The organism is Wolbachia endosymbiont of Onchocerca volvulus str. Cameroon (assembly GCF_000530755.1).
GTDB lineage: Bacteria > Pseudomonadota > Alphaproteobacteria > Rickettsiales > Anaplasmataceae > Wolbachia.
Genome location: NZ_HG810405.1, coordinates 738,206 through 759,592 on the forward strand (window position 1 = coordinate 738,206; position 21,387 = coordinate 759,592).

Annotated in this window: 15 protein-coding genes; 9 read left to right on the forward strand and 6 right to left on the reverse strand. The window is 33.4% G+C overall.

The window, feature by feature from the left end:
• Positions 1-4 precede the first annotated feature (4 nt).
• The 4 genes from rplJ to map all read left to right on the forward strand — a co-directional run bounded on the left by rplJ (position 5) and on the right by map (position 10,887).
• Entirely contained in the window at positions 5-523 is a 519-nt protein-coding gene (gene rplJ / locus WOVOC_RS03120) for a 50S ribosomal protein L10 (RefSeq protein ID WP_025264281.1), read from the forward strand.
• Between the two features lie 25 nt (positions 524-548).
• Positions 549-950: a 50S ribosomal protein L7/L12 gene (gene rplL / locus WOVOC_RS03125; protein WP_025264282.1), complete on the forward strand. Its 402-nt coding sequence runs from the start codon at positions 549-551 to the stop codon at positions 948-950.
• A 65-nt stretch (positions 951-1,015) separates the two neighbouring features.
• Positions 1,016-9,538, forward strand: a complete 8,523-nt coding sequence (locus WOVOC_RS04535) for a DNA-directed RNA polymerase subunit beta/beta' (protein WP_025264283.1) — start codon at positions 1,016-1,018, stop codon at positions 9,536-9,538.
• A 566-nt stretch (positions 9,539-10,104) separates the two neighbouring features.
• Positions 10,105-10,887: a type I methionyl aminopeptidase gene (map, locus tag WOVOC_RS03135; protein ID WP_081730869.1), complete on the forward strand. Its 783-nt coding sequence runs from the start codon at positions 10,105-10,107 to the stop codon at positions 10,885-10,887.
• 1,379 nt (positions 10,888-12,266) lie between these two features.
• On the opposite strand, the gene WOVOC_RS04270 is transcribed toward map, so the two are convergent.
• From WOVOC_RS04270 to purE, 6 genes are all read right to left on the reverse strand, one after another.
• Positions 12,267-13,469: a DEAD/DEAH box helicase gene (locus WOVOC_RS04270; protein WP_242368927.1), complete on the reverse strand. Its 1,203-nt coding sequence runs from the start codon at positions 13,467-13,469 to the stop codon at positions 12,267-12,269.
• Positions 13,470-13,479: 10 nt separating this feature from the next.
• Positions 13,480-13,734 (reverse strand): cold-shock protein, encoded by a 255-nt coding sequence (locus WOVOC_RS03155; protein WP_025264284.1) that lies wholly within the window; start codon positions 13,732-13,734, stop codon positions 13,480-13,482.
• Positions 13,735-13,909: 175 nt separating this feature from the next.
• The gene (locus tag WOVOC_RS03160) at positions 13,910-15,244 is read right to left on the reverse strand and encodes a TldD/PmbA family protein (protein ID WP_025264285.1); all 1,335 of its coding nucleotides are present in this window, start codon (positions 15,242-15,244) and stop codon (positions 13,910-13,912) included.
• Between the two features lie 19 nt (positions 15,245-15,263).
• On the reverse strand, positions 15,264-16,136 hold the full coding sequence (gene atpG / locus WOVOC_RS03165; RefSeq protein WP_025264286.1) for an ATP synthase F1 subunit gamma: 873 nt from the start codon (positions 16,134-16,136) through the stop codon (positions 15,264-15,266).
• A 637-nt stretch (positions 16,137-16,773) separates the two neighbouring features.
• Positions 16,774-18,639, reverse strand: coding sequence for a DNA mismatch repair endonuclease MutL (gene mutL / locus WOVOC_RS03170; protein ID WP_025264287.1), 1,866 nt, complete (start codon positions 18,637-18,639; stop codon positions 16,774-16,776).
• Between the two features lie 7 nt (positions 18,640-18,646).
• Positions 18,647-19,138: a 5-(carboxyamino)imidazole ribonucleotide mutase gene (gene purE, locus WOVOC_RS03175; RefSeq protein WP_029784325.1), complete on the reverse strand. Its 492-nt coding sequence runs from the start codon at positions 19,136-19,138 to the stop codon at positions 18,647-18,649.
• Between the two features lie 402 nt (positions 19,139-19,540).
• Between purE and WOVOC_RS03180 the strand changes: the two genes are divergently transcribed.
• The 5 genes from WOVOC_RS03180 (at position 19,541) to WOVOC_RS03200 (ending at position 21,385) form a co-directional block, all read left to right on the forward strand.
• Positions 19,541-19,822, forward strand: a complete 282-nt coding sequence (locus WOVOC_RS03180; protein WP_014868782.1) for a helix-turn-helix domain-containing protein — start codon at positions 19,541-19,543, stop codon at positions 19,820-19,822.
• A 64-nt stretch (positions 19,823-19,886) separates the two neighbouring features.
• Complete coding sequence (gene rpoZ, locus WOVOC_RS03185) at positions 19,887-20,273, forward strand: DNA-directed RNA polymerase subunit omega (RefSeq protein ID WP_025264289.1); 387 nt, start codon at positions 19,887-19,889, stop codon at positions 20,271-20,273.
• Between the two features lie 97 nt (positions 20,274-20,370).
• The gene (locus WOVOC_RS04540; protein WP_242368928.1) at positions 20,371-20,571 is read left to right on the forward strand and encodes a monovalent cation/H+ antiporter complex subunit F; all 201 of its coding nucleotides are present in this window, start codon (positions 20,371-20,373) and stop codon (positions 20,569-20,571) included.
• Positions 20,572-20,574: 3 nt separating this feature from the next.
• Positions 20,575-20,862, forward strand: coding sequence for a monovalent cation/H(+) antiporter subunit G (mnhG, locus tag WOVOC_RS03195; protein WP_025264290.1), 288 nt, complete (start codon positions 20,575-20,577; stop codon positions 20,860-20,862).
• A 1-nt stretch (position 20,863) separates the two neighbouring features.
• Positions 20,864-21,385, forward strand: a complete 522-nt coding sequence (locus tag WOVOC_RS03200) for a DUF4040 domain-containing protein (protein ID WP_014868786.1) — start codon at positions 20,864-20,866, stop codon at positions 21,383-21,385.
• Positions 21,386-21,387: the final 2 nt, after the last annotated feature.

Sequence of the window (21,387 nt, forward strand, 5' to 3'; positions counted from 1 at the left end):
TACAGTGAAGCGTGAAAGTAAGGATGAGTTTATACAGAATATAATAAACGTGTTTACAAACAATAATTTTTTAATACTAGTAAATTTTAAATCTATAAATGCTAACGATTTATTAACTTTGAGAAATAAGCTAAAGTCTATGGCAGGTGGGATGTTAGTAGTTAAAAATACTCTGGCCCGTTTAGCCTTGGAAAGAGCTGGTAAATTTTCTTATCTATCAGATAGGTTTTCTGGCCCAGTTGCTGTTATATATTCTAGTAGTATAGTGGAAGCTGCAAAGCTGATAGTTAATTTCACTGACGCTAATAAAGAGAAGATGTCTGTGATTTGTGCAGCTCACTTAAATCAATTGCTTACAGTAAAGGATATTAGCAACTTGGCTAAGTTGCCTTCTCTAGATGAGTTGCATATTAAAATTATGCGTTTAATATCTTATAATATCCCTACTCGATTAGCGTTATCTATCAACTCGCCTTTCATGAGGCTTGTGAGAGTGTTGGATTATTATAGTTCTAAAAAATAAATTTGTTGATAATTTAGGTAGTAATATGAATAACGTAACAAATAGTTTGGCCGATAAAATATTATCTTTAAATCTCTTAGAGGCCGCTGAACTTGTAAAAGTTTTAGAAGAAAAAATAGGGTTACCTGCTGGTTCTTTTATTGGTGGAGTTGTTAGTGCTAATATACCCACTAGTGACAATACTGCTAATCCTGCAGCTCAAGAAAAAACTGAATGTAAAGTTGTGATTAAAGAAATTGATGCAGGCAAAAAGATGGAAGTCATTAGAACAGTCAGAAAGGTTAATTCTACATTAGGCTTAAAAGAAGCAAAAGAGCTAGTTGAATCTTTACCTCAAGATCTAACTGCTAATATTCCTAGAAACGAAGCAGAAAAAATAAAGCAACAGCTTATCGAAGCAGGAGCAATCAAAGTGGAACTTGAATAAGATGCTTATTTAAACATACTAATTCTATATTGATGCAGCATTTTTAGTTAGTTTGAGGTATTTTAATGGTTGATTCTTCTTGTATGTATATTTCCGGTGCTTTTATCCCTAGAATCTCTTATTCTAGGTCAATTGATTTAAAGGATTCTTTACTAAACCCAGTTAAGGTCCAAAAAGAGTCATACAAATCATTTACTCCTGGAGATCATGGTAATGAAAAACTTGAATCTATCTTTCATTCAGTCTTTCCAGTAGATGATCCTTTGCATAGGGCTACTATTGAGTTTATAAGCTGTAGAATAGATAATCCTAAGTACGATGAATCTGAATGCATAAAGCGCAGCATAACTTTTTCTGCTCGAGTCATTGCTTTTATACGTCTCGTTGTTATACAAGATGGTATTTCCCTCGATGAATATAAGCTAATTAAAAAGAGCGGTGATCATTCTAAACTTACAACCATTATAAAATTTATAGAAGAGCAGGAAGTCCACTTTTGTGAATTACCGATGATGACTGATAAAGGCACTTTTATCATTAATGGTGTGGAAAAAGTCATCGTTTCACAAATGCACAGGTCACCTGGTTTATTTTTTGATAGTGACAAGGGAAAAACTTACAACTCTGGTAAATTAATTTATTCTGCTAGAGTTATTCCCTATAGAGGTTCTTGGCTCGATATTGAGTTTGATGTCAAAGATTTTTTGTATTTTCGCATTGATAGAAAAAGAAAACTACCAATCTCAGTTTTATTAAAGGCATTGGGCTTATCGAACAACAGCATACTCGATAAATTCTATGAAAAGATAAAGTATGTAAAATATAGAAACAGTTGGAAAGTACCCTTTATGCTCGACAGGTTTAAAGGGGTTAGATTACCCTTTGACTTAATAGATATTAAAGGCAATGTGTTGCTTAAGGACAATGTTCGTATTACTTCAAGGCTAGCCAAAAAGCTATATGACGATGGTCTAAAAGAGTATCTAGTGCCTTTTAATTCTGTATGTGGTTTATTTCTTGCAGAAGATTTAATAGATAGTGTTAGCTCTACAAAAATTTTATCTGCTGGTGAGCCTATAAAGGCAGAAGACGTAAAAAAGCTTGAGTTATTATCCATAAATGAAATATCAGTATTAAATATCGATAATCTATCCGTTGGACCTTATATATTAAATACTCTTCTTTTAGATGAAAGCATGTCTTATCAAGACGCTCTATATGAAATATATAGAGTCTTACGTCCTGGTGAAGTCCCTGTTTTAGAGATAGTAGAAGAATTTTTTCATAATCTTTTCTTCAATCCTGAGTATTACGACTTATCTAACATTGGCAGATTGAAACTTAACTCTTGCCTCGGGTTAAATTACGATGAAAATTTAACTGTTTTAACACATGAAGATATCATTGAAATTGTAAAAAAAATAGTACTGTTACGTGACGGCCAAGGATCTGTAGATGACATTGATCACTTAGGAAATAGAAGAGTGAGGTCAGTTGGGGAATTTATAGAAAATCAGTTTAGAGCTGGGTTACTAAAATTGGAACGTGTAATAATTGATTCCATGTCTACTTCTAGTTTAGATAAAGTTTCTCCATCAGATTTTATTAATCCGAAAGTGTTAACCAACTCCTTAAGAGATTTCTTCAATTCTTCTCAACTATCCCAATTCATGGATCAGACTAATCCATTATCTGAAATAACTCATAAAAGAAGGCTATCAGCACTAGGTCCTGGAGGCTTAACAAGAGATCGTGCAGGATTCGAAGTACGTGATGTTCACCCAACTCACTATGGAAGAATTTGTCCAATTGAAACCCCTGAAGGACAAAACATAGGGTTAATCAACAGTTTAGCTATATATGCACGTGTTAATAAATATGGTTTTATCGAAAGCCCTTATAGAAAAGTAATTAATAAGATCGTTACTGATCAAATTGAGTATCTATCTGCAATAGATGAAGGTTCATATTATATAGCTGATACCAGTGCAAAGCTTGATAAAAATAATTGTTTTATCGACGACATGTTATATTGTAGGTACGCTGGAAATTTTACCATGGTAAGTAGTGATCAAGTAAGTTACATTGATGTATCTCCTAAACAAGTAATATCAGTTGCAGCCTCTTTAATTCCATTTTTAGAAAATGACGATGCTAATAGAGCATTAATGGGTTCAAACATGCAACGCCAAGCTGTACCTTTATTAAAACCTACTGCTCCTTTGGTTGCCACTGGTATGGAGTCTTTTGTAGCTTCTGGTTCTGGTGCCGTAGTTTTAGCAAAACGCGATGGCATAGTCGATAGCTCTGATAGCAATTCTATAGTCATACGTGCTTTTGATGAAAAAAGGGTTAACTACTTGGACGTAGATATTTATCATTTAAAAAAATTTCAACGCTCCAACCACAATACTTGCATTAACCAAAAGCCATTAGTACGTGTAGGTGACTATGTTAAAGAAGGTGATGTAATAGCTGATGGCCCTGCAATTAACAATGGTGAGCTAGCACTTGGTAAAAATTTGCTAGTCGCTTTTATGTCTTGGCAAGGCTATAATTTTGAAGATTCCATTGTTATCTCCAGTGAAGTTGTTAAAAAAGATCTATTTACTTCTATCCATATAGAAGAATTCGAATGTGTTGTGCATGATACTCCTTTAGGGTCAGAGAAAATAACTCGTGCTATACCTGGTGTCAATGAAGAAAATCTATACCACTTAGATGATAGTGGTATAGTAAAAGTTGGTACAAGAGTAGGACCAGGATATATTCTGGTAGGTAAAGTTACACCTAAACCATCTTTTTCACTACCTCCCGAAACAAAATTGTTGATGACAATTTTTGGCGAAAAGTCATTCGATTGCGCAGATTCCTCCTTGTATACACCTCCAGATGTTGAAGGAACAGTTATTAATGTACGAGTCTTTACTCGTAGGGGAGTCGAAGAAAGTGAGAGAGCATTGCTTATTAAGCAAAAAGAAATGGAAGATTTAGAAAAGGAGCGAGATTACATAATCAATGTTATTAGTAAATATTTTTATGACGAGCTAAAAAAACTTCTTGCCAATTCTTGTTCTCAAGATCAGAAAAAACTTAATACTATTGAACGCGAACAATGGTGGAGTATAGGATTAAAAGACCAATCTATCTCTGAGCAAGTTAAGAGCTTAAAAAAAGATTTTGACAAAAAAATATTAAACGCAACAATACAATTTAAACAAAAAATAGAAAAACTAAATGAAGGTTATGACCTACCTCAAGGTGTGTCAATGTCAGTAAAAGTTTTTATTGCTGTGAAGCACAGTCTGCAGCCAGGAGATAAGATGGCTGGTAGACATGGAAACAAAGGGGTAATTTCCCGAGTTGTACCAGTGGAGGATATGCCTTATTTAGAAGATGGTACTCCTATTGATATTATTCTTAATCCTCTTGGTGTTCCATCAAGAATGAATGTAGGACAAATATTGGAAGCTCATGTAGGTTGGGCTTGTAAAAAGTTAGGAGAAAAAGTAAGTAGCATTCTTGATGAAATTAATAAAATTAAAAGTATTTTTTGTAAGGAAATTAGATCTCTTAACAGTGATAGCTTTGCAAAATTCACAGCAGTATATCTTGATAATAGAAAAATTGAAGAAATTAGTGATGCTGAAGTAGCAGCTTCTATTTTCAATAGATCTAACAAAAAAGCACTAAATGATGAGCTAAATACATTAGTAGAAAATTATTTAAACTCCTATAAAAGCGCTCATGACAATTTACGTAATTTCCTTATTGAAGTCTATAGCTGTGGTAGCAACGTATCTATTCGCAACAATATTTATAAAATTAGCAATAATAATTTAATTGAGTTTGCATATAAGTTACGTGATGGCGTTCCTGTGGCTGCACCTGTATTTGAAGGTCCAAAAGACGAAAAAATAACAAAATTATTTGAACTTGCCGATTTAGATAACTCTGGGCAAACTATACTGTACGATGGTTGTACCGGTGAAAAATTTGACCGTAAGGTTACAGTTGGTTATATGTACATGCTCAAATTACATCATCTAGTTGACGACAAAATTCACGCACGTTCAGTAGGTCCTTATAGCTTAGTTACTCAGCAGCCTCTTGGAGGAAAATCTCATTTCGGTGGCCAACGTCTCGGTGAAATGGAATGTTGGGCATTGCAAGCTTATGGTGCTGCTTACACTTTACAAGAAATGTTGACTGTAAAATCTGATGACATTAATGGCAGAATTAAAATTTATGAATCGATAATAAAAGGTGATAGCAACTTCGAGTGCGGAACTCCCGAATCTTTCAATGTAATGGTAAAAGAACTACGTTCTCTATGTTTAAATGTAGCTTTGAAACAAAATGATGTGGCTATTGAAGACATATCTTATACTAATATTGCACAATCTTTCGATAAGATTAGCATATCAATCGCCAGCCCTGAAAGTATTAAATCTATGTCTTACGGCGAGATAAAAGATGTTTCAACTGCAAATTATCGAACATTTAAAGTTGAGAAAGGTGGATTATTTTGTCCTAAGGTTTTCGGTCCTGTCAATGACGATGAATGTTTATGTGGAAAATACAAAAAAAGAAGGCATAGAGGTCGCATATGCGAAAAGTGCGGAGTAGAAGTTACATCCTCTAAGGTGAGAAGAGAAAGGATGGGTCATATAGAGCTTGCATCTCCTGTCGCTCATATATGGTTTTTGAAATCACTTCCTTCAAGGATTGGAGCATTATTAGATATGTCTCTAAAAGACATTGAAAACATTTTATATAGCGATAACTATGTTGTAATAGATCCTCTTGTTTCCTCCTTTGAAAAAGGTGAGATTATTAGTGAAAAAGCCTACAACGAAGCTAAAGACAATTATGGAACAGATAGCTTTGTAGTTATGCAGGGTGTTGAAGCTATAAGAGGATTGCTAGCTCGTCTTGATTTACATGAAACTAGAAAAAATCTAAGACAGGAGTTAGAATCTGTTGCTTCTGAAATAAGAAGAAAGAAGATTATAAAAAGGTTACGTATCATTGAAAATTTCATCAAATCAGGAAACAGGCCAGAATGGATGATACTTACAACTATACCTATTCTACCACCTGATTTACGTCCTTTAGTATCTCTTGAAAGTGGCCGTCCTGCAGTTTCTGATCTAAATCACCATTATAGAACTATTATTAATAGAAATAATAGGTTAAAAAAACTATTAAGTTTGAACCCTCCTGAAATCATGATTCGTAATGAAAAAAGGATGCTACAGGAAGCAGTTGACTCTCTTTTTGATAATAGCCGTCGTAACGCTTTAGCAAATAAAGTTGGTACCATTGGATATAAAAAGTCTATCAGCGATATGCTAAAAGGGAAACAAGGTCGTTTCCGTCAGAACCTATTAGGAAAAAGGGTAGATTACTCTGGACGCTCTGTAATAGTTGTTGGTCCAACTTTAAAGTTAAATCAGTGTGGGTTACCAAAAAGGATGGCCCTTGAATTATTCAAGCCTTTTGTTTACTCAAAGCTCAAGATGTATGGTATGGCTCCAACTATTAAATTTGCCAGTAAATTGATAAGAGCAGAAAAACCAGAAGTTTGGGATACATTGGAAGAAGTAATAAAAGAGCATCCTGTTTTGTTAAACAGAGCACCAACTTTACATAGACTCGGTATCCAGGCTTTTGAACCGATCCTTATTGAAGGCAAAGCAATACAACTTCATCCACTTGTCTGTACAGCATTTAATGCTGATTTTGACGGCGATCAAATGGCAGTGCATGTACCAATTTCACTAGAAGCTCAGCTTGAAGCTAAGGTATTGATGATGTCAACCAATAACATCTTAAGTCCTTCCAATGGTAGGCCAATTATAGTTCCTAGTAAAGATATAATTCTTGGTATATATTACTTAACTCTGCAAGAACAACCTAATAAAAAAGATGATTTGCTATTTTTAGGCACCTTTGGTGAAATTGAACACTCTTTGAATAATGGAACTTTGCATATCCATTCTAACATCAAGTATAGGATAGAACATAGCAGTAATGATGAAATTCACTATAAAACTGTTTACACAACTCCTGGCCGTTTAATGCTATGGCAGATCTTTCCAAAACATAAGAATATAAACTTTGACCTTGTAAATCAGTTATTAACAGTTAAGGAAGTAACTAATATAGTTGACATAGTATATCGTAACTGTGGCCAAAGCGCTACAGTAGAATTTTGTGATAAGTTAATGGTACTTGGCTTTGAATACGCTACACTTTCTGGTACTTCCTTTAGTCGTTGTGACCTGGTTATACCCGAAACTAAAGCCATACACGTTAATCATGCAAGAAGTGAAATTAAGAAGTTCTCTATGCAATATCAAGATGGGTTAATCACTAGAAGCGAGAGGTATAACAAAGTTATAGATGAGTGGTCTAAGTGCACGGATATGATAGCCAATGATATGTTAAAAGCAATATCTATATATAACAAAAATAGCAAATATAACTCAGTGTATATGATGGTTAACTCTGGTGCAAGGGGCTCTACTTCACAGATGAAACAATTAGCTGGAATGAGAGGACTTATGACTAAACCTTCCGGTGAAATTATAGAAACACCTATAGTTTCCAACTTCCGCGAAGGGTTAAATGTGTTTGAGTACTTCAATTCTACTCATGGCGCGCGTAAAGGCCTTGCTGATACTGCCCTCAAAACTGCAAACTCTGGATACTTAACTCGTCGTTTAGTTGACGTATCTCAAAATTGTATAGTCACAAAACATGATTGTGAAACCAAAAATGGTCTTGTTGTGAGAGCTACAGTTGAAGGAGGCACTATAGTTGCGTCTTTAGAGAGTGTAGTGCTGGGCAGAACAGCTGCAAACGATATATATAACCCAGTAACAAAAGAATTATTAGTAAAAGCAGGAGAATTAATTGATGAAATCAAGGTAAAGCAAATTAACATTGCAGGTCTTGATGCTGTAAAGATCAGATCACCATTAACCTGTGAAGTAAGCTCAGGTATATGCACACTATGTTATGGAAGAGATCTTGCAACTGGCAGGGTTGTCTCAATAGGTGAAGCAGTAGGTGTAATAGCTGCTCAATCCGTAGGAGAGCCTGGCACCCAGTTAACAATGCGCACTTTTCATATAGGCGGAGTAATGACTAGGGGCGTTGAATCTTCAAATATTATAGCTTCTATTAATGCCAAAATAAAATTAAACAATAGCAATATAATTATAGATAAAAACGGGGATAAAATCGTAATAAGTCGTTCTTGTGAAGCTATATTGATTGATAGCCTTGGTAGTGAAAAATTAAGGTATAGTGTGCCCTATGGTTCCAAGCTTTATGCAGATGAAGGTCAATTAGTAAAAATTGGCGACAAAGTTGCAGAATGGGATCCTTATACATTGCCTATCATCACAGAGAAAACAGGTACAGTATCCTACCAAGATCTGAAAGATGGAGTATCAATCACCGAGGTTATGGATGAATCTACAGGAATATCAAGCAAAGTAGTAAAAGATTGGAAATTGCACTCTGGTGGAGCTAATTTACGTCCTCGCATAGTGCTGCTTGACGACAATGGTGAAATAATGATACTCGCAAGTGGTGTTGAGGCATGTTACTTCATACCAATAGGGGCAGTACTCAATGTACAAGATGGCCAAAAAGTTCAAGCAGGTGACATCATTACAAGAATGCCAAGGGAATCGGTCAAAACTCGTGATATTACTGGTGGATTACCAAGAGTTATAGAGTTATTTGAAGCACGACGCCCTAGAGAGCATGCTATTGTTAGTGAAGTAGACGGTTATGTGGCATTTTCTGAAAAAGATAGGAGAGGAAAACGTAGCATATTAGTTAAACCTGTTGATGACCAAACCTCTCCAGGTGAATACTTAGTACCGAGAAGCAAGCACGTAATAGTCAATGAGGGTGACTTTGTGCGTAAAGGTGACCTGTTGATGGATGGTGATCCTGATCTCCATGATATTTTACGTGTACTTGGACTAGAGGCCTTAGCACACTATATGATTTCTGAAATACAGCAAGTTTATAGATTACAGGGTGTTCGCATAGACAACAAACACTTAGAAGTGATACTAAAACAAATGTTGCAAAAAGTAGAAATTACTGATCCTGGTGATACTACCTACTTGGTAGGAGAAAGCATTGACAGGTTGGAAGTTGATAGAGAAAATGATGCTATGAATAATTCTGGCAAGCGGCTTGCTAAATACCTTCCTATTCTACAGGGAATCACAAGAGCTAGCCTTGAAACCAATTCATTTATTTCTGCTGCTTCCTTCCAAGAGACAACAAAAGTTCTAACAGAAGCAGCATTCTGCGGGAAGGAAGATTCTTTAAGTGGGTTAAAAGAAAATGTTATAGTAGGGAGATTAATTCCTGCTGGTACAGGCTTAATTATGAGCAAGATCAAGGCACTCTCACTTCGCAATGATATAAATAAATACGAAAAATATTTTGATATCGAAACTTACGATGAAAAATTGTTAAGGAGCAATAATTATTACTTGCATCCTAGTGAAAAAGAAAATGTAGTAGCATCACACTATGACCAATCAAGTTAAATAAACTACCAAGAATAGTGCTCAATTAGTACCTACAATTGTGCAGATGCTACATGTGGCAGTTTTTTTATGTAGTTTCCGTTACCAAGCATTGAAGTGACAAAATTTACAACTCTTGATTAAGTTTTTAGGTAAATTACTAAAAACCTTAATTTTAATCAAGTCTAATCAAACTTTATAATAATAGTTTATTGCATGCCTCATACAGCTAAATCATTAATACTCTCTCAAACTTTACTGAATTGATAAACACAGTTTTAAAATGCTTACTGCTTAAATTTAGGTATACATCAATTTTTCTATTGTGAATACTAAATTTATAAACCACTGATATTCTTGCTCTTCTTTTTTATCCATAATTTAAAATTATCGTTTTAAGTAGCTGCTTTTAACTTAAAGCATATGACTGTGTAACATACACTAGCTTTTGGTAGAAATGCATCAAAATGCTTAAGGTTTACATCTTAACAAACTCTATAGAACTTACTCTGATAACACAAACTTATAAGTAGAACTGTAAACTTTGCATAAAAGTGTTATGATAGCTAGGATAATACATGGGAAACATGAACATAACTATACATTCGCAAAAAGACTTTGACTTTATGCGTAAAGCTGGCAGATTAGCAGCTGAAACTCTTGATTTTACCGTACCGTATGTAAAGGTAGGAATAACAACTAATGAGTTAAATGACTTATGTCATGACTTTATAACCAAAGCAGGTGCAATTCCAGCTCCACTCAATTACAAAGGATATCCCAAGTCAATCTGTACTTCAAAAAATGCTGTTGTCTGTCATGGTATTCCTGATGATAGACCGCTTAAGAGCGGAGATATTTTAAATATAGATGTTACAGTCATTTTAGATGGCTGGCATGGTGATACAAGTCGCATGTTTTGGGTTGGTAAACCATCAATAAAAGCAAGACGTTTGTGCAATGCTACCTATGGCGCATTGATGGAAGCAATAAAACAAGTCAAACCTGGTAATAAATTGAACAGAATAGGACTTGCTATAGAAAAATATATTGAAGATTTTGGATATTCTATAGTACGTAACTACTGTGGGCATGGTATAGGAAAAGCCTTTCATACTCTGCCAAATGTATTACATTTTTATGATAAAGATGAAAATCTTATCTTAAAGGAGGGTATGTTTTTTACAATAGAACCTATGATCAATGCCGGAGGACATGAAACCTTGCTCAGCAAGTTTGACGGCTGGACAGTAACAACATGCGACCTTTCACTCTCTGCACAATTCGAGCACACGCTTGGAGTAACAAAAGATGGTGTTGAAATATTCACATTATCACCCAAAAACTGGCATTTCCCTCCTTATAACTAAGGCCTTGCAGCTCTATCATTCTGTATCCATACAGGAGATAGCAGTAAAACAACTACTCTTAAAAGCTGGACTGAAATAACTGTTACTATTATAGAAGATTGCACAAAGATGGAAACAAGAGGAAAAGTAGTAAAGAACTTTCATTGCCCATGTTTATTGGAAAGGCAAAAATCACTCTACATTTTGAGAAAGCGTCTAGTATCTTCAGATTAAATATCAGGTTATCTTTAAAAGGTACAAAACAAAGCAAAGAGTCTGTTTAAGTATTACTGGCTTATTCAAAAATAGATGATTTTCTGAGTGTAATGTAGTTCTTCAGTTTACAGATGGATGATTCTTTTAACAAAATTATTGTTAATAAAAGTATATATTTAACAGAAAAAATTAGACTTTATACCAAGAAAGTGCGTAAGTTATTATAACTTGGTGCTGTTCCCCACCTGCAACAAGTCAACTACATCTCCAATATAATGGAGCTTAAGAAGAATGATAAATCTTTTTTTTAATTAGAGAAGGCGGGGAGAAAGTAATCAGAGTCAGGAAAGGTAACCGCTTGTATCACGTAAATTACTGAAAGCTACGTGCTCAAAGTATGAATTAATCAACAATAGCAATATCAAGAAAATTCATACTTATATTATAATACAGTAAAAAGCACTACTTTGAGCAACATAATAAAACAGGCGACTGAAATGATGATAACTTTTCAATTCATTGTAACAGAATATACATTAATAAAAAATATTAATTTAAGCATAATAAAATTATATAGGCAATCGAAACGGCAGGGCAATGTGATAGAACAAATGTACCAGAAATTTTGCCTCTTATTAATTTTTGTAATTTACTTGACTCTTTAGATAGAAATTTTATTTTACCTGATTAAACAGGTAGTAAAAATCCCCTGATGAAGTTCTAAAAAAAAACAAAAAGTTGCTGCCCTGCTTATTTAAAAGATAGTGCAAGACGCATTATACCACCTTTAAGAGGTTGGTGATGAAACTTAAAAAGAATTATTGCAATAACTATAACTTTTCTATCAATTTTAACTGCTACAATGCTTAAGGAGATTTAGGTAGTTTTCCTACTTTACGCAACATTATTTTACACTCAAAGTTGTACAGGAGATTCCTCTTAGGCATAAAAATAGTGAAATATTAATAAATATTTTTTTAAAATTTAAAGATTTAGATATTTGTTATTTAAAATAGTTAAAACTAGATAAATTAATACACCTATTTATTCTTTTTTTACTGTCAGATCAAGTTCTACCGAATACAATAACTTTTTAGACTACTTCTTCTTACTTTTCATACTCAAATTCTAAAGAACAGAGAAGTATATCTTCCGTAGCACTCTGCTCTTTTCTTCAAAAGAATTCATCCTTCTCTTACCGTATCTTTCAATGCATCTGATCTTTTAAAGAACTTCTTATTATTATATTTTTTAAACTGTGCACTATAATCAAAATTTGGTTCTCCTGCTATGCTCGAAAGTACAAGTAGTTTTCTCCTATCTTGAGGTGTGACAAAAGATAATGCATGTCCTTCAGCTCCAGCTCGTGCAGTCCTACCTACACGATGGATATAGTCAGCTTGCGATTGTGGTACATCATAATTGATAACATGTTGAACATGTGGAATATCAAGACCACGAGAAGCAACATCTGTTGCAACCATAATTTGATTACGACCATTACGAAAAGAACTAATAACCCTTTCACGTTCGCGCTGCATTAAATTACCATGAATTGCCAAAGCACTATAGTTATCTTTGCGCAATTTATTAGCTAACTGATCTGCTCCTTGTTTCGTTTTAACAAATATAATGATTGATCCTTCACGTTGACATAGTTGCGTAATAAGTTTACCATATTTTTTTAGCTCTGATACATAAATAATCTCTTGCTTAACTTTTGTAGAAATTGTAACTTCATTTTCAATAGAAATATGTTCTGGCTGATCAAGATATTTCACAGCAAGCTTCATTATACTATTAGGAAGAGTTGCAGAAAACATGAGAGTTTGTCGTATTTTTGGGAGATATTTCATAATCTCTTCAATTTGAACTCCAAAGCCCATATCGAACATACGATCCATTTCATCAAGCACAAGAGTATTGACATTATAGGCCATCAAAGCTTCACGTTCAATATGATCTATAATACGACCAGGAGTACCTACCATAATTTGTGGCTCTTTCTGAAGCTGACTTAGCTGCTTAAAAATAGACTCACCACCAATTAGCAAGGCAATTTTTAACACGGAATTTTGAGATAAAAGCTTTCTTATTTCATTTGTTATCTGCTGTGCAAGCTCTCTAGTTGGCACAATAACTAAAGCTGAACTAACACTAAAATCATCTAACAACTTAGCAATCAACGGAATAACAAATGCCAAGGTTTTTCCAGTTCCCGTTTGAGCAGAACCGAGAATATCTCTACCTTGTAGAGCTAGAGGAATTGCCTGTGCTTGAATCGGAGTTGGAATGAAAAAATTATGTTTATCTAGAACTTGCTTGAGTGAAACTGGAAGATCCATTTCATGAAAGCTGCCTATAGCTCTATTAAAAACTCTTACCATCGAAATCTAGTTAACTTTCTAACAACTTTAAATTTATTGCAGATTTTTTTCCTTCTCCATTCTTACCGCGCTCTTCTCTGAGCTCATAGCTTACTCTTTCTCCTTTTATTCCCTTTTCCTTATTTTCTCCTTTAAGTGAATCAGGTCTTATCCCTGAACGCTCTAATGTACTAATATGCACAAAAACATCGCTGCCTTTAGCTTCTGGCACAATAAAACCATAACCTTTTTCAGTGCTAAACCACTTTATATTACCAAATTCCATGTAAACACCCCCTTAAAATTATTGACTAATATTGCTAATGTGATGAAAAACTTTGAAATTACAACTGAAAATGCTTGAAGTCTAGTTATTAAAACTAAACCTCTATACTCCATAGTCTACTCTAACATTACATGGTTATAGTACACAATTATTGTATTTAATGCAACTAGAATTTCTAATTACCGAGCGAGCCTGCAATCATCATTTCATTAATTTTAATCGTTGGCGAATTAAACTGCCCACAAAAAGTTAAATCGTTTGCAACAACCAAGTTATTAAACATATTTTCTAAATTGCTAGCAACAGTAATTTCGTGTATTGGATACGTTATTTTTCCATTTTCTATAAAAAACCCTGACGCACCTTGACTGTAATCACCATTAATTAAATTAACACCAAAGCCAAATAAATCAGTTATATATACTCCCTCTTTCACTTCCTCAATCAACTCTTCAAACGATATATTTCCATTTTCAATATAAAAGTTACTAGCTGCAGGAACAATTGCAGCGTTGTTTGCACGTATTGCGTTTCCAGTTGTTTCTAAATTTAGTTTTTTAGCTGAGTACAGATCTAAAATCCAATTTTGCAGCACTCCATTCTTTACAAGTATGTTTTTTTTGCTAATTATCCCCTCTCCATCAAAAGGTCTTGATTCTATACCTTTCGGTAGCAATGGGTTATCAATGATGTTAATTCTATTATTAAAGATCTGAGTATTTAAACTATTTCTCAAGAAAGAGCTGCTACTTACGATGCTACTACCATTTATAGCAGAAGCAAAACTTTTTACCAGTTCTTTTGCTGCTCTTTTTTCAAAAATAACTGGAAGTTTGCCAGTTTTAATTGAACGTGAATTCAATTGGTCAATCGCTCTTTTTGCTGCTTCTTTTCCTATTAACCTTGGCGATTTTAGGTCGTGAAAATTACACGCTACATCGTAACTATAACCAACCTTCATTTCACCTTTTCCTCCAGCAATAACAGAAACTTGATTAGCAAAGATTGATTTACTAAATGAGCCGATAAAACCAGAAACAGTAAACAACACTGTATTTACTAAAGAATATGAAGCAGAGGCTCCTTCAGAATTAACAACTTCTTTACATAAAAAAGCTGAATTTTCTGCAGCTTCAGCAATTTTTTTTAAATTATCAATAGTTACAACACTGTTATCTAAGATACCTAAATCTGTAGAAGAAGTATAATTACCTCCATCTACAGCAAAATTAATATAAGGATCCTTTGGCACATTCTTTGCCATTTCTACTACTTGACTCACCGTATTACTAAGATTGTTTAAATCATTTGTAGAAATATATGCAGCTTTAGTTTTGTCTACTATAGCTCTGATTCCTACAGTGCAATTTTTAGATTGGGATATTTGTTCAACCTTTGATAGGCGTTGAGAAACTGAGATTTTGTTAATTTCATATATTGAAACTTCTGCGCTTTGATTTTGCTTTTTTACTAATTTTATAATATCTGCTGCAATATTTAGTATATCCATTTATTACCTCCTTAGGTTTTCATAAAGATTCTGCACCACCTATCACTTCAATCAAGTCGGTTGTAATCGCTGCTTGACGAGAACGATTGTAAAGTAGAGCTAATTTATTCAGCATTTCTTCGGTATTTCTATTTGCTGATTCCATAGCAACCATTCTAGCGCTATTCTCACTTACTACACTTTCAAGTAAAGCAGAGTAAAGAGCAGCTGTAATATAATCTCGAATTAAAGATTGCAAAATAAATTCAGTATTTTGCGGTTCGTACCCATAGCCATAACCTACCATTGAAATAGTTAAAAAATTAATAATTAAAGATGAGTCTTTACTCCATGGCTTTATTGTTTCCAATGTCGGTTTTTGTGTGAAGGTATTATAAAATTTGTTATAGAAAACCTTGACTTTGTTGTATTTACTGAGATCAATATCATCAATTAAAGATTCTATATGCTTTAACGTAATTCCCTTACTGTTTTCAACCTTCAAGATAACTTCAGAGTCAAACCTATTTTTACCCATGTCAAAAGCTTTTCTACCAAAAAATACAATATTTACTTTTTTACCACTTATAATTAACTTACTAATATATTCTTGACTAAACCTTACAATAGAAGAATTGAAGTTACCACACAAACCACGATCAGATGCAATAATAAATACTAGATAAGTACTGTCATTATCAACATTTAAAATTTTTGCCAAAAATTCTTGATCAACTGATACCAGCAATGAAGAAACAATGTTATGCAGCTTAGATATATACAATCTTGAATTTGATAACTTTTTTTGGCTCTGCAATAACTTTACTGCAGAAACCATTTGCATTATTTTCGTGATTTTCTGTACAGATCTAATATTCTTGATTCTTAAAGATAGTTCCTTTAAGCTCTCCATTTTATATATAACTCTAGCTTATTAAAATGTACAATCATTCATTTTAAAAAACAAGTTTTTTTGATATAAAGAAAATATAAGATGATACACGGCACCAGAATTAGCGTTTATAATGTTACCCAAGTAGCTAACACTGGAAATCTAAAAAAAAGAAATATAGACTTCCAGCTTACATGTTGAATGACGCTATCCGTTGTAAGAGCATATCTTCGTTCATAATTATATGGCTAACTATAAATATTTAGAAAATTTACTAAGCAGAAAAGAAAATAAAAGAAACCTTGTAGTAGCTAGTTGTTTAACATTCTACAAACTAGCTATTCTACACTATCTTAAACGACTTATAAATACGTTTTCAGCTTGAAATCTTAGAATCTTTCGAGATAAAAAATTAACAAAGACATGAGAGAAACAGATAGTGCAAAAATTAAATATAAGACACTAACTAAGTATACACTTTCGTCGTTTAATCTGCGCAGCTTAAAGACAACTAAATACTTTCATTACCATAAATAGGAAAATTGGCAAGGCTTGTTAAGCAGTTTTACGTTGGATTTGAATTCTTGAAGTCACAATATTTGTAAAGTGTAAATAACGAGAAAGGGGTGATAAAAAGTTTATATGCTCACGGCACTTCTCATTTCCTCCCAAACAATTTTTCAATATCACTTAGTTTCATTTCTATGTAAGTCGGCCTTCCGTGGTTACATTGCCCGGAATATGGTGTTTCTTCCATCTGCCTAAGCAGCATATTCATTTCTTCTAACCTCATTTTTCTACCTGCCCTAATCGATCCATAGCAAGCAATCGTAGCTAATATTTTGTTTACTTTATCTTCTATTGGTAAAGTGTCTTCTATTTCGGTTAATCTATCAACTATATTCATCAGCATCTCCTTCACATCTATTGTTCCCAAAATTGCAGGAATTTCTCTTGCTATAACTTCATTTTCTGATTTAATTTCAATATCAAAACCTATTTCAAAAAGCTTATTTTTATAAATCTCAACCATCTCCATTCCAGTTTGATTCTTAATTTCAACTACTTCAGGAAAAAAAAGCTTTTGTCTTTTTATGCTTGACTTTTTTTTTAAGCATTCATAAATTAACCTCTCATGAGCTGCATGCTGATCAATTATAATTAATTTGTCTCTAGCCTCAGCAATAATATAAATATTGTAAACCTGGCAACGTGCAAATCCAAGAGGATAGCTTTCTATCAAGTTAATTTGTTCCCTTTCTAAAACCATAGTCTCTGCTTGTAATGGAGATTTTTGTATACCAGTACAATCAAATAACTCTGACCGTTCTGATAAGCTTTTCTCTCCCTTATTTAGCAAATTGAACCCTTTCATTAGCTGATTATCTAAATTGCTTGACTTTTCCTTATAGAATCCTTTACGAGTACTAAATGCACTAGGTAACATGTTTTTAACGAAACCACCCGTTATTGAAGTAATTGAATGCCGGAATTCACTGCAGATTTCAGAATTACATGCTGGAATGACATCAGAAATACCTATTCTAGTTGATAATGCTTTTATTATCCCCCTTGTCACTATCTCATATATTACCCTCTTATCCTGAAACCTTACTTCTAACTTGTTCGGATGCACATTCACATCTACTTGGTCATATGGTACCTTTAAATGCAATGCTACAAAAGGATACCTGTCGCTCGGAATAAAATCATGATACGCATATCGAATTGCACCGATAAGTAGATTATCTTTAATCGGTCTTCCATTCACAAATGTATAAATCATAGTTGACTTGCTATAATTAACAGTTGGCTTGCAGATGTGTCCTATAAGTCTAATACCATCTTTTTCTTCATCAATTTCCAAAGCATTGCCATAAAATTCTTCTTCTATTTCACATAGTCTACTAAATAATGAGGTTTGCTTGACATATTTTAAGAGCTTTTTATTGCCTGAACTGAGATTAAATCCGATATTATAGCTGGCCATCGCTAAGTTGTTTACAATATCAACAATATTTTGAGTCTCTGCTCTTTCAGTTCTTAGGAATTTCAGTCTATTCGGAGTAGCAAAAAATAAATCACGAACTTCAACATGTGTACCCTGCGATAAAGAACAAGGCGTAATTTCTACTACTTCTTCTCCACCCTCATAACCTACAGACCACGCTTCATTTGTTCCTCTTGCTCTAGACGATAACTTTACTCTACTTACTGCCGCTATCGATGGTAGCGCTTCCCCTCTAAAACCAAGATGTTTAATTTCTATTAATTCACTATCATTCAATTTTGAAGTAGTGTAGCGCATAAATGCAAGTTTTAAATCACCCTTCTCCATTCCATTTCCATCATCTATAACAGTAATAAGATTACGCCCACCGCTTTCTATTTTAATCTCTATTTTTGAACTTCCAGCATCTATTGCATTTTCTATTAGCTCCTTGACCACACTTGTTGGCCTCTCAATTACTTCTCCTGCTGCTATACGATTTATAGTTTTTGCGTCTAAAAGAACTATTGCCATAAGCCTATTACGGTGCTGGTTTTTCTTTTACTAAATCTGTCTGTTTGCTTCTCCATTTCCTTAATCTACCTGCAATTTCACTGTTAGAAATTGATAACATAGATGCTGCTGCAATAGCAGCATTGCATGCTCCACTTTCTCCTATAGACATAGTTGCAACCGGAACACCCTTTGGCATTTGCATTATCGATAATAGACTATCCAACCCATTTAACTCTTTACTATACACAGGAACACCAATAACAGGTAAACAAGTAAGCGACGCTACCATACCAGGTAAATGAGCTGCTCCCCCTGCACCAGCTATAATAATTTTATAACCTTTTTCTTGTGCAGATTTAGCAAAATTAAAGAGCCTTTCTGGTGTCCTATGCGCAGATATTATAAATACATTATGCGAAATCCCTAATGCTTTTAACATATCAACAGCATAAACCATAGTACTATAATCTGACTGACTTCCCATAATTATAGCAACATCTTTTTCTACTTCTGTCATATTAAACACAATTTAATCTATTAACTAAACAGTGTTCCAGTTAAAAAACAACAAATATTTGAATTACAAGTAATAGTGTATAGCATTCTTACTAAAATAAAAGTTATAAATAAGCATCCACACTTAAGACATAGGAACATAAATCTCTCTTTTTTCATATAAAATAGAAAAATTTATCCTAAATTTTGTAGTTATTACCAGTTCTTGCTATAAACGACCTTTTAAGGCTAAATAATAGTTTAAAATTAACGTAAATCTGATAAAAATATCAACAACAATAAATTCAAAGTCTTGCCGTATTAATATCATATAATTATTTAGCATAAATTATATGATATTAACACTTTGAGATATCAAATTTATGTTGTAATGTTTTACAGAGCTATTGATAGGTAAGTATATATGGAAATAATATCGTTAAACAATAATTCATGCAATGTAGAAGTAAAAAAGAAGTTGCTTAACATAATCAGTAAAGTTATAGAAAGAAACGCTTGGACTCAAGCTCATGCAGCCGAAAAGCTAGGTGTTGACCAACCAAAGATATCACAAATTAAAAATGGCAAAACAGATGGTTTCTCCTTAGAAAGACTATTAAGCTTTCTCAAAAAATTCGAACATGAAATAACAATTACGATAACAGAAAACCAAGCAGTAAGATCTGAACACGAAGCTAGATTTTAAAGAAATACACAGTTGACATTTTGTTTTTTATAGTATAGTATGAAACTTATTCAAGTAGTATTTTATGGCTGAATCTATTATAGAAAAATGTATAAGGCAAGTAAGCAACCGCTTTAAGTTAGCTCTGTTAGCAAGTCAGAGAACACATGATTTAAATACAGGAGCAAGCAGTTCAATTCAAGCAGATGAGTTCAAGGGTCATAAAAATACTATTATTTCTTTATATGAAATAGCAGAAAGACAGGTAAATATTCACGAGCTATTTAATCTCTTGGTAAGTAGATGCAAAGGATATATGAAAGAAAATATAAGTAACATAAGCAAGTTAGAAAAGCTACTGAGTTCTCCTCATAACAAGTTCAACGTAAGTTCTGGTGTAAATCAAGAAAGTACTAATATCCAAGGCAACGAAGTAAAAAGTAAAACAGATGATCAAGATAATAAAAAATAGACGACAAAGAGCAAATCAAGTAGAAGGCTACTAAAGAGTTTGTAATTTATAAATGATTCACGCTGCTGTTTATGTACTATTATTTTGCATTGTTACAATGTTATGCCATACAGTATTCAGTTCGACTATTTATGATAAAGTGCTAGCGTTTAACAATTTTTCAACACAAGTAGTTCTACTTATACCAGCAATATCGATTATTTTAAACAGCGTCTTTTTGCTTGATATAGCGCTATTATATGCTGGCATTAGCTTTATATCAACCTTAGCATTAATGAAATTAGTGTTGCTTCGATAATTTATGATAGGGTCTACTTTTATATTTTTAGGTATATGTTTAGTAATTATCTCAACTATAGGGATAATTAGATTCCCAAGTTTTTACACTAGATTACATGCAGCAGGCATTACAGATTCTAGTGGCGCAATGTTATTGTTAATTGGTTTTGCTCTGCAAAATAAACTTTCAATTAACACTGTCAAAATCATATTATTGATTCTTATACTATGGGTAGCCAATTCAACTAATAGTTATATTCTAGCGCATACTTACTATAGAAGTAAGGAAAAAACTATTAAAAAAGATTAAAATGTTAGAAATACTAAATATAACATTACTTTTACTGTTACTTATGGTTACAGTTTTTATAGTCCTTTCAAAACACTTAATTATGAGTGGTATTCTAATGTGCGCATTCAGCTCACTTATTGCACTTATGTACCTAATTATGAATGCACCCGATGTTGCAATTACTGAAGCTTCAGTTGGTGCAGGACTTAGTACAGTTTTTACGTTTGCCGCACTTTCTTTAATAAAGAACCATAAAACAAATCTATCTCACAGTCCTATAATGCTTTTTTTTATGTCATTTTTAGCTATATGTTTATCATACTTTATGACTCAACTACCAGATTTCGGCAGCCATGATGCTCCAATCCACCTGCATGTTGCTCCTTATTATATAGAAAATACTGAAAAAATTACTGGTGTTCCTAACATAGTAACGGCCATTTTAGCAAGCCTCCGTGGCTATGATACATTTGGCGAAACTATAGTAGTTTTTACCGCAGCACTCTGTATAATACTGACACTAAAAGAAGAAAAAGAATAAGA

What these genes read in the sequence shown, in the direction of transcription:
- WOVOC_RS04270 (WP_242368927.1), bottom strand. Translation starts at nt 13,469, where the DNA reads ATGGTAAGAGTTTTTAATAGAGCTATAGGCAGCTTTCATGAAATGGAT.
- WOVOC_RS03155 (WP_025264284.1), bottom strand. Translation starts at nt 13,734, where the DNA reads ATGGAATTTGGTAATATAAAGTGGTTTAGCACTGAAAAAGGTTATGGT.
- map (WP_081730869.1), top strand. Translation starts at nt 10,105, where the DNA reads ATGAACATAACTATACATTCGCAAAAAGACTTTGACTTTATGCGTAAA.
- WOVOC_RS04535 (WP_025264283.1), top strand. Translation starts at nt 1,016, where the DNA reads ATGGTTGATTCTTCTTGTATGTATATTTCCGGTGCTTTTATCCCTAGA.
- rpoZ (WP_025264289.1), top strand. Translation starts at nt 19,887, where the DNA reads ATGGCTGAATCTATTATAGAAAAATGTATAAGGCAAGTAAGCAACCGC.
- WOVOC_RS03200 (WP_014868786.1), top strand. Translation starts at nt 20,864, where the DNA reads ATGTTAGAAATACTAAATATAACATTACTTTTACTGTTACTTATGGTT.
- WOVOC_RS04540 (WP_242368928.1), top strand. Translation starts at nt 20,371, where the DNA reads ATGTTATGCCATACAGTATTCAGTTCGACTATTTATGATAAAGTGCTA.
- mnhG (WP_025264290.1), top strand. Translation starts at nt 20,575, where the DNA reads ATGATAGGGTCTACTTTTATATTTTTAGGTATATGTTTAGTAATTATC.
- mutL (WP_025264287.1), bottom strand. Translation starts at nt 18,639, where the DNA reads ATGGCAATAGTTCTTTTAGACGCAAAAACTATAAATCGTATAGCAGCA.
- WOVOC_RS03160 (WP_025264285.1), bottom strand. Translation starts at nt 15,244, where the DNA reads ATGGATATACTAAATATTGCAGCAGATATTATAAAATTAGTAAAAAAG.
- purE (WP_029784325.1), bottom strand. Translation starts at nt 19,138, where the DNA reads ATGACAGAAGTAGAAAAAGATGTTGCTATAATTATGGGAAGTCAGTCA.
- WOVOC_RS03180 (WP_014868782.1), top strand. Translation starts at nt 19,541, where the DNA reads ATGGAAATAATATCGTTAAACAATAATTCATGCAATGTAGAAGTAAAA.
- rplL (WP_025264282.1), top strand. Translation starts at nt 549, where the DNA reads ATGAATAACGTAACAAATAGTTTGGCCGATAAAATATTATCTTTAAAT.
- atpG (WP_025264286.1), bottom strand. Translation starts at nt 16,136, where the DNA reads ATGGAGAGCTTAAAGGAACTATCTTTAAGAATCAAGAATATTAGATCT.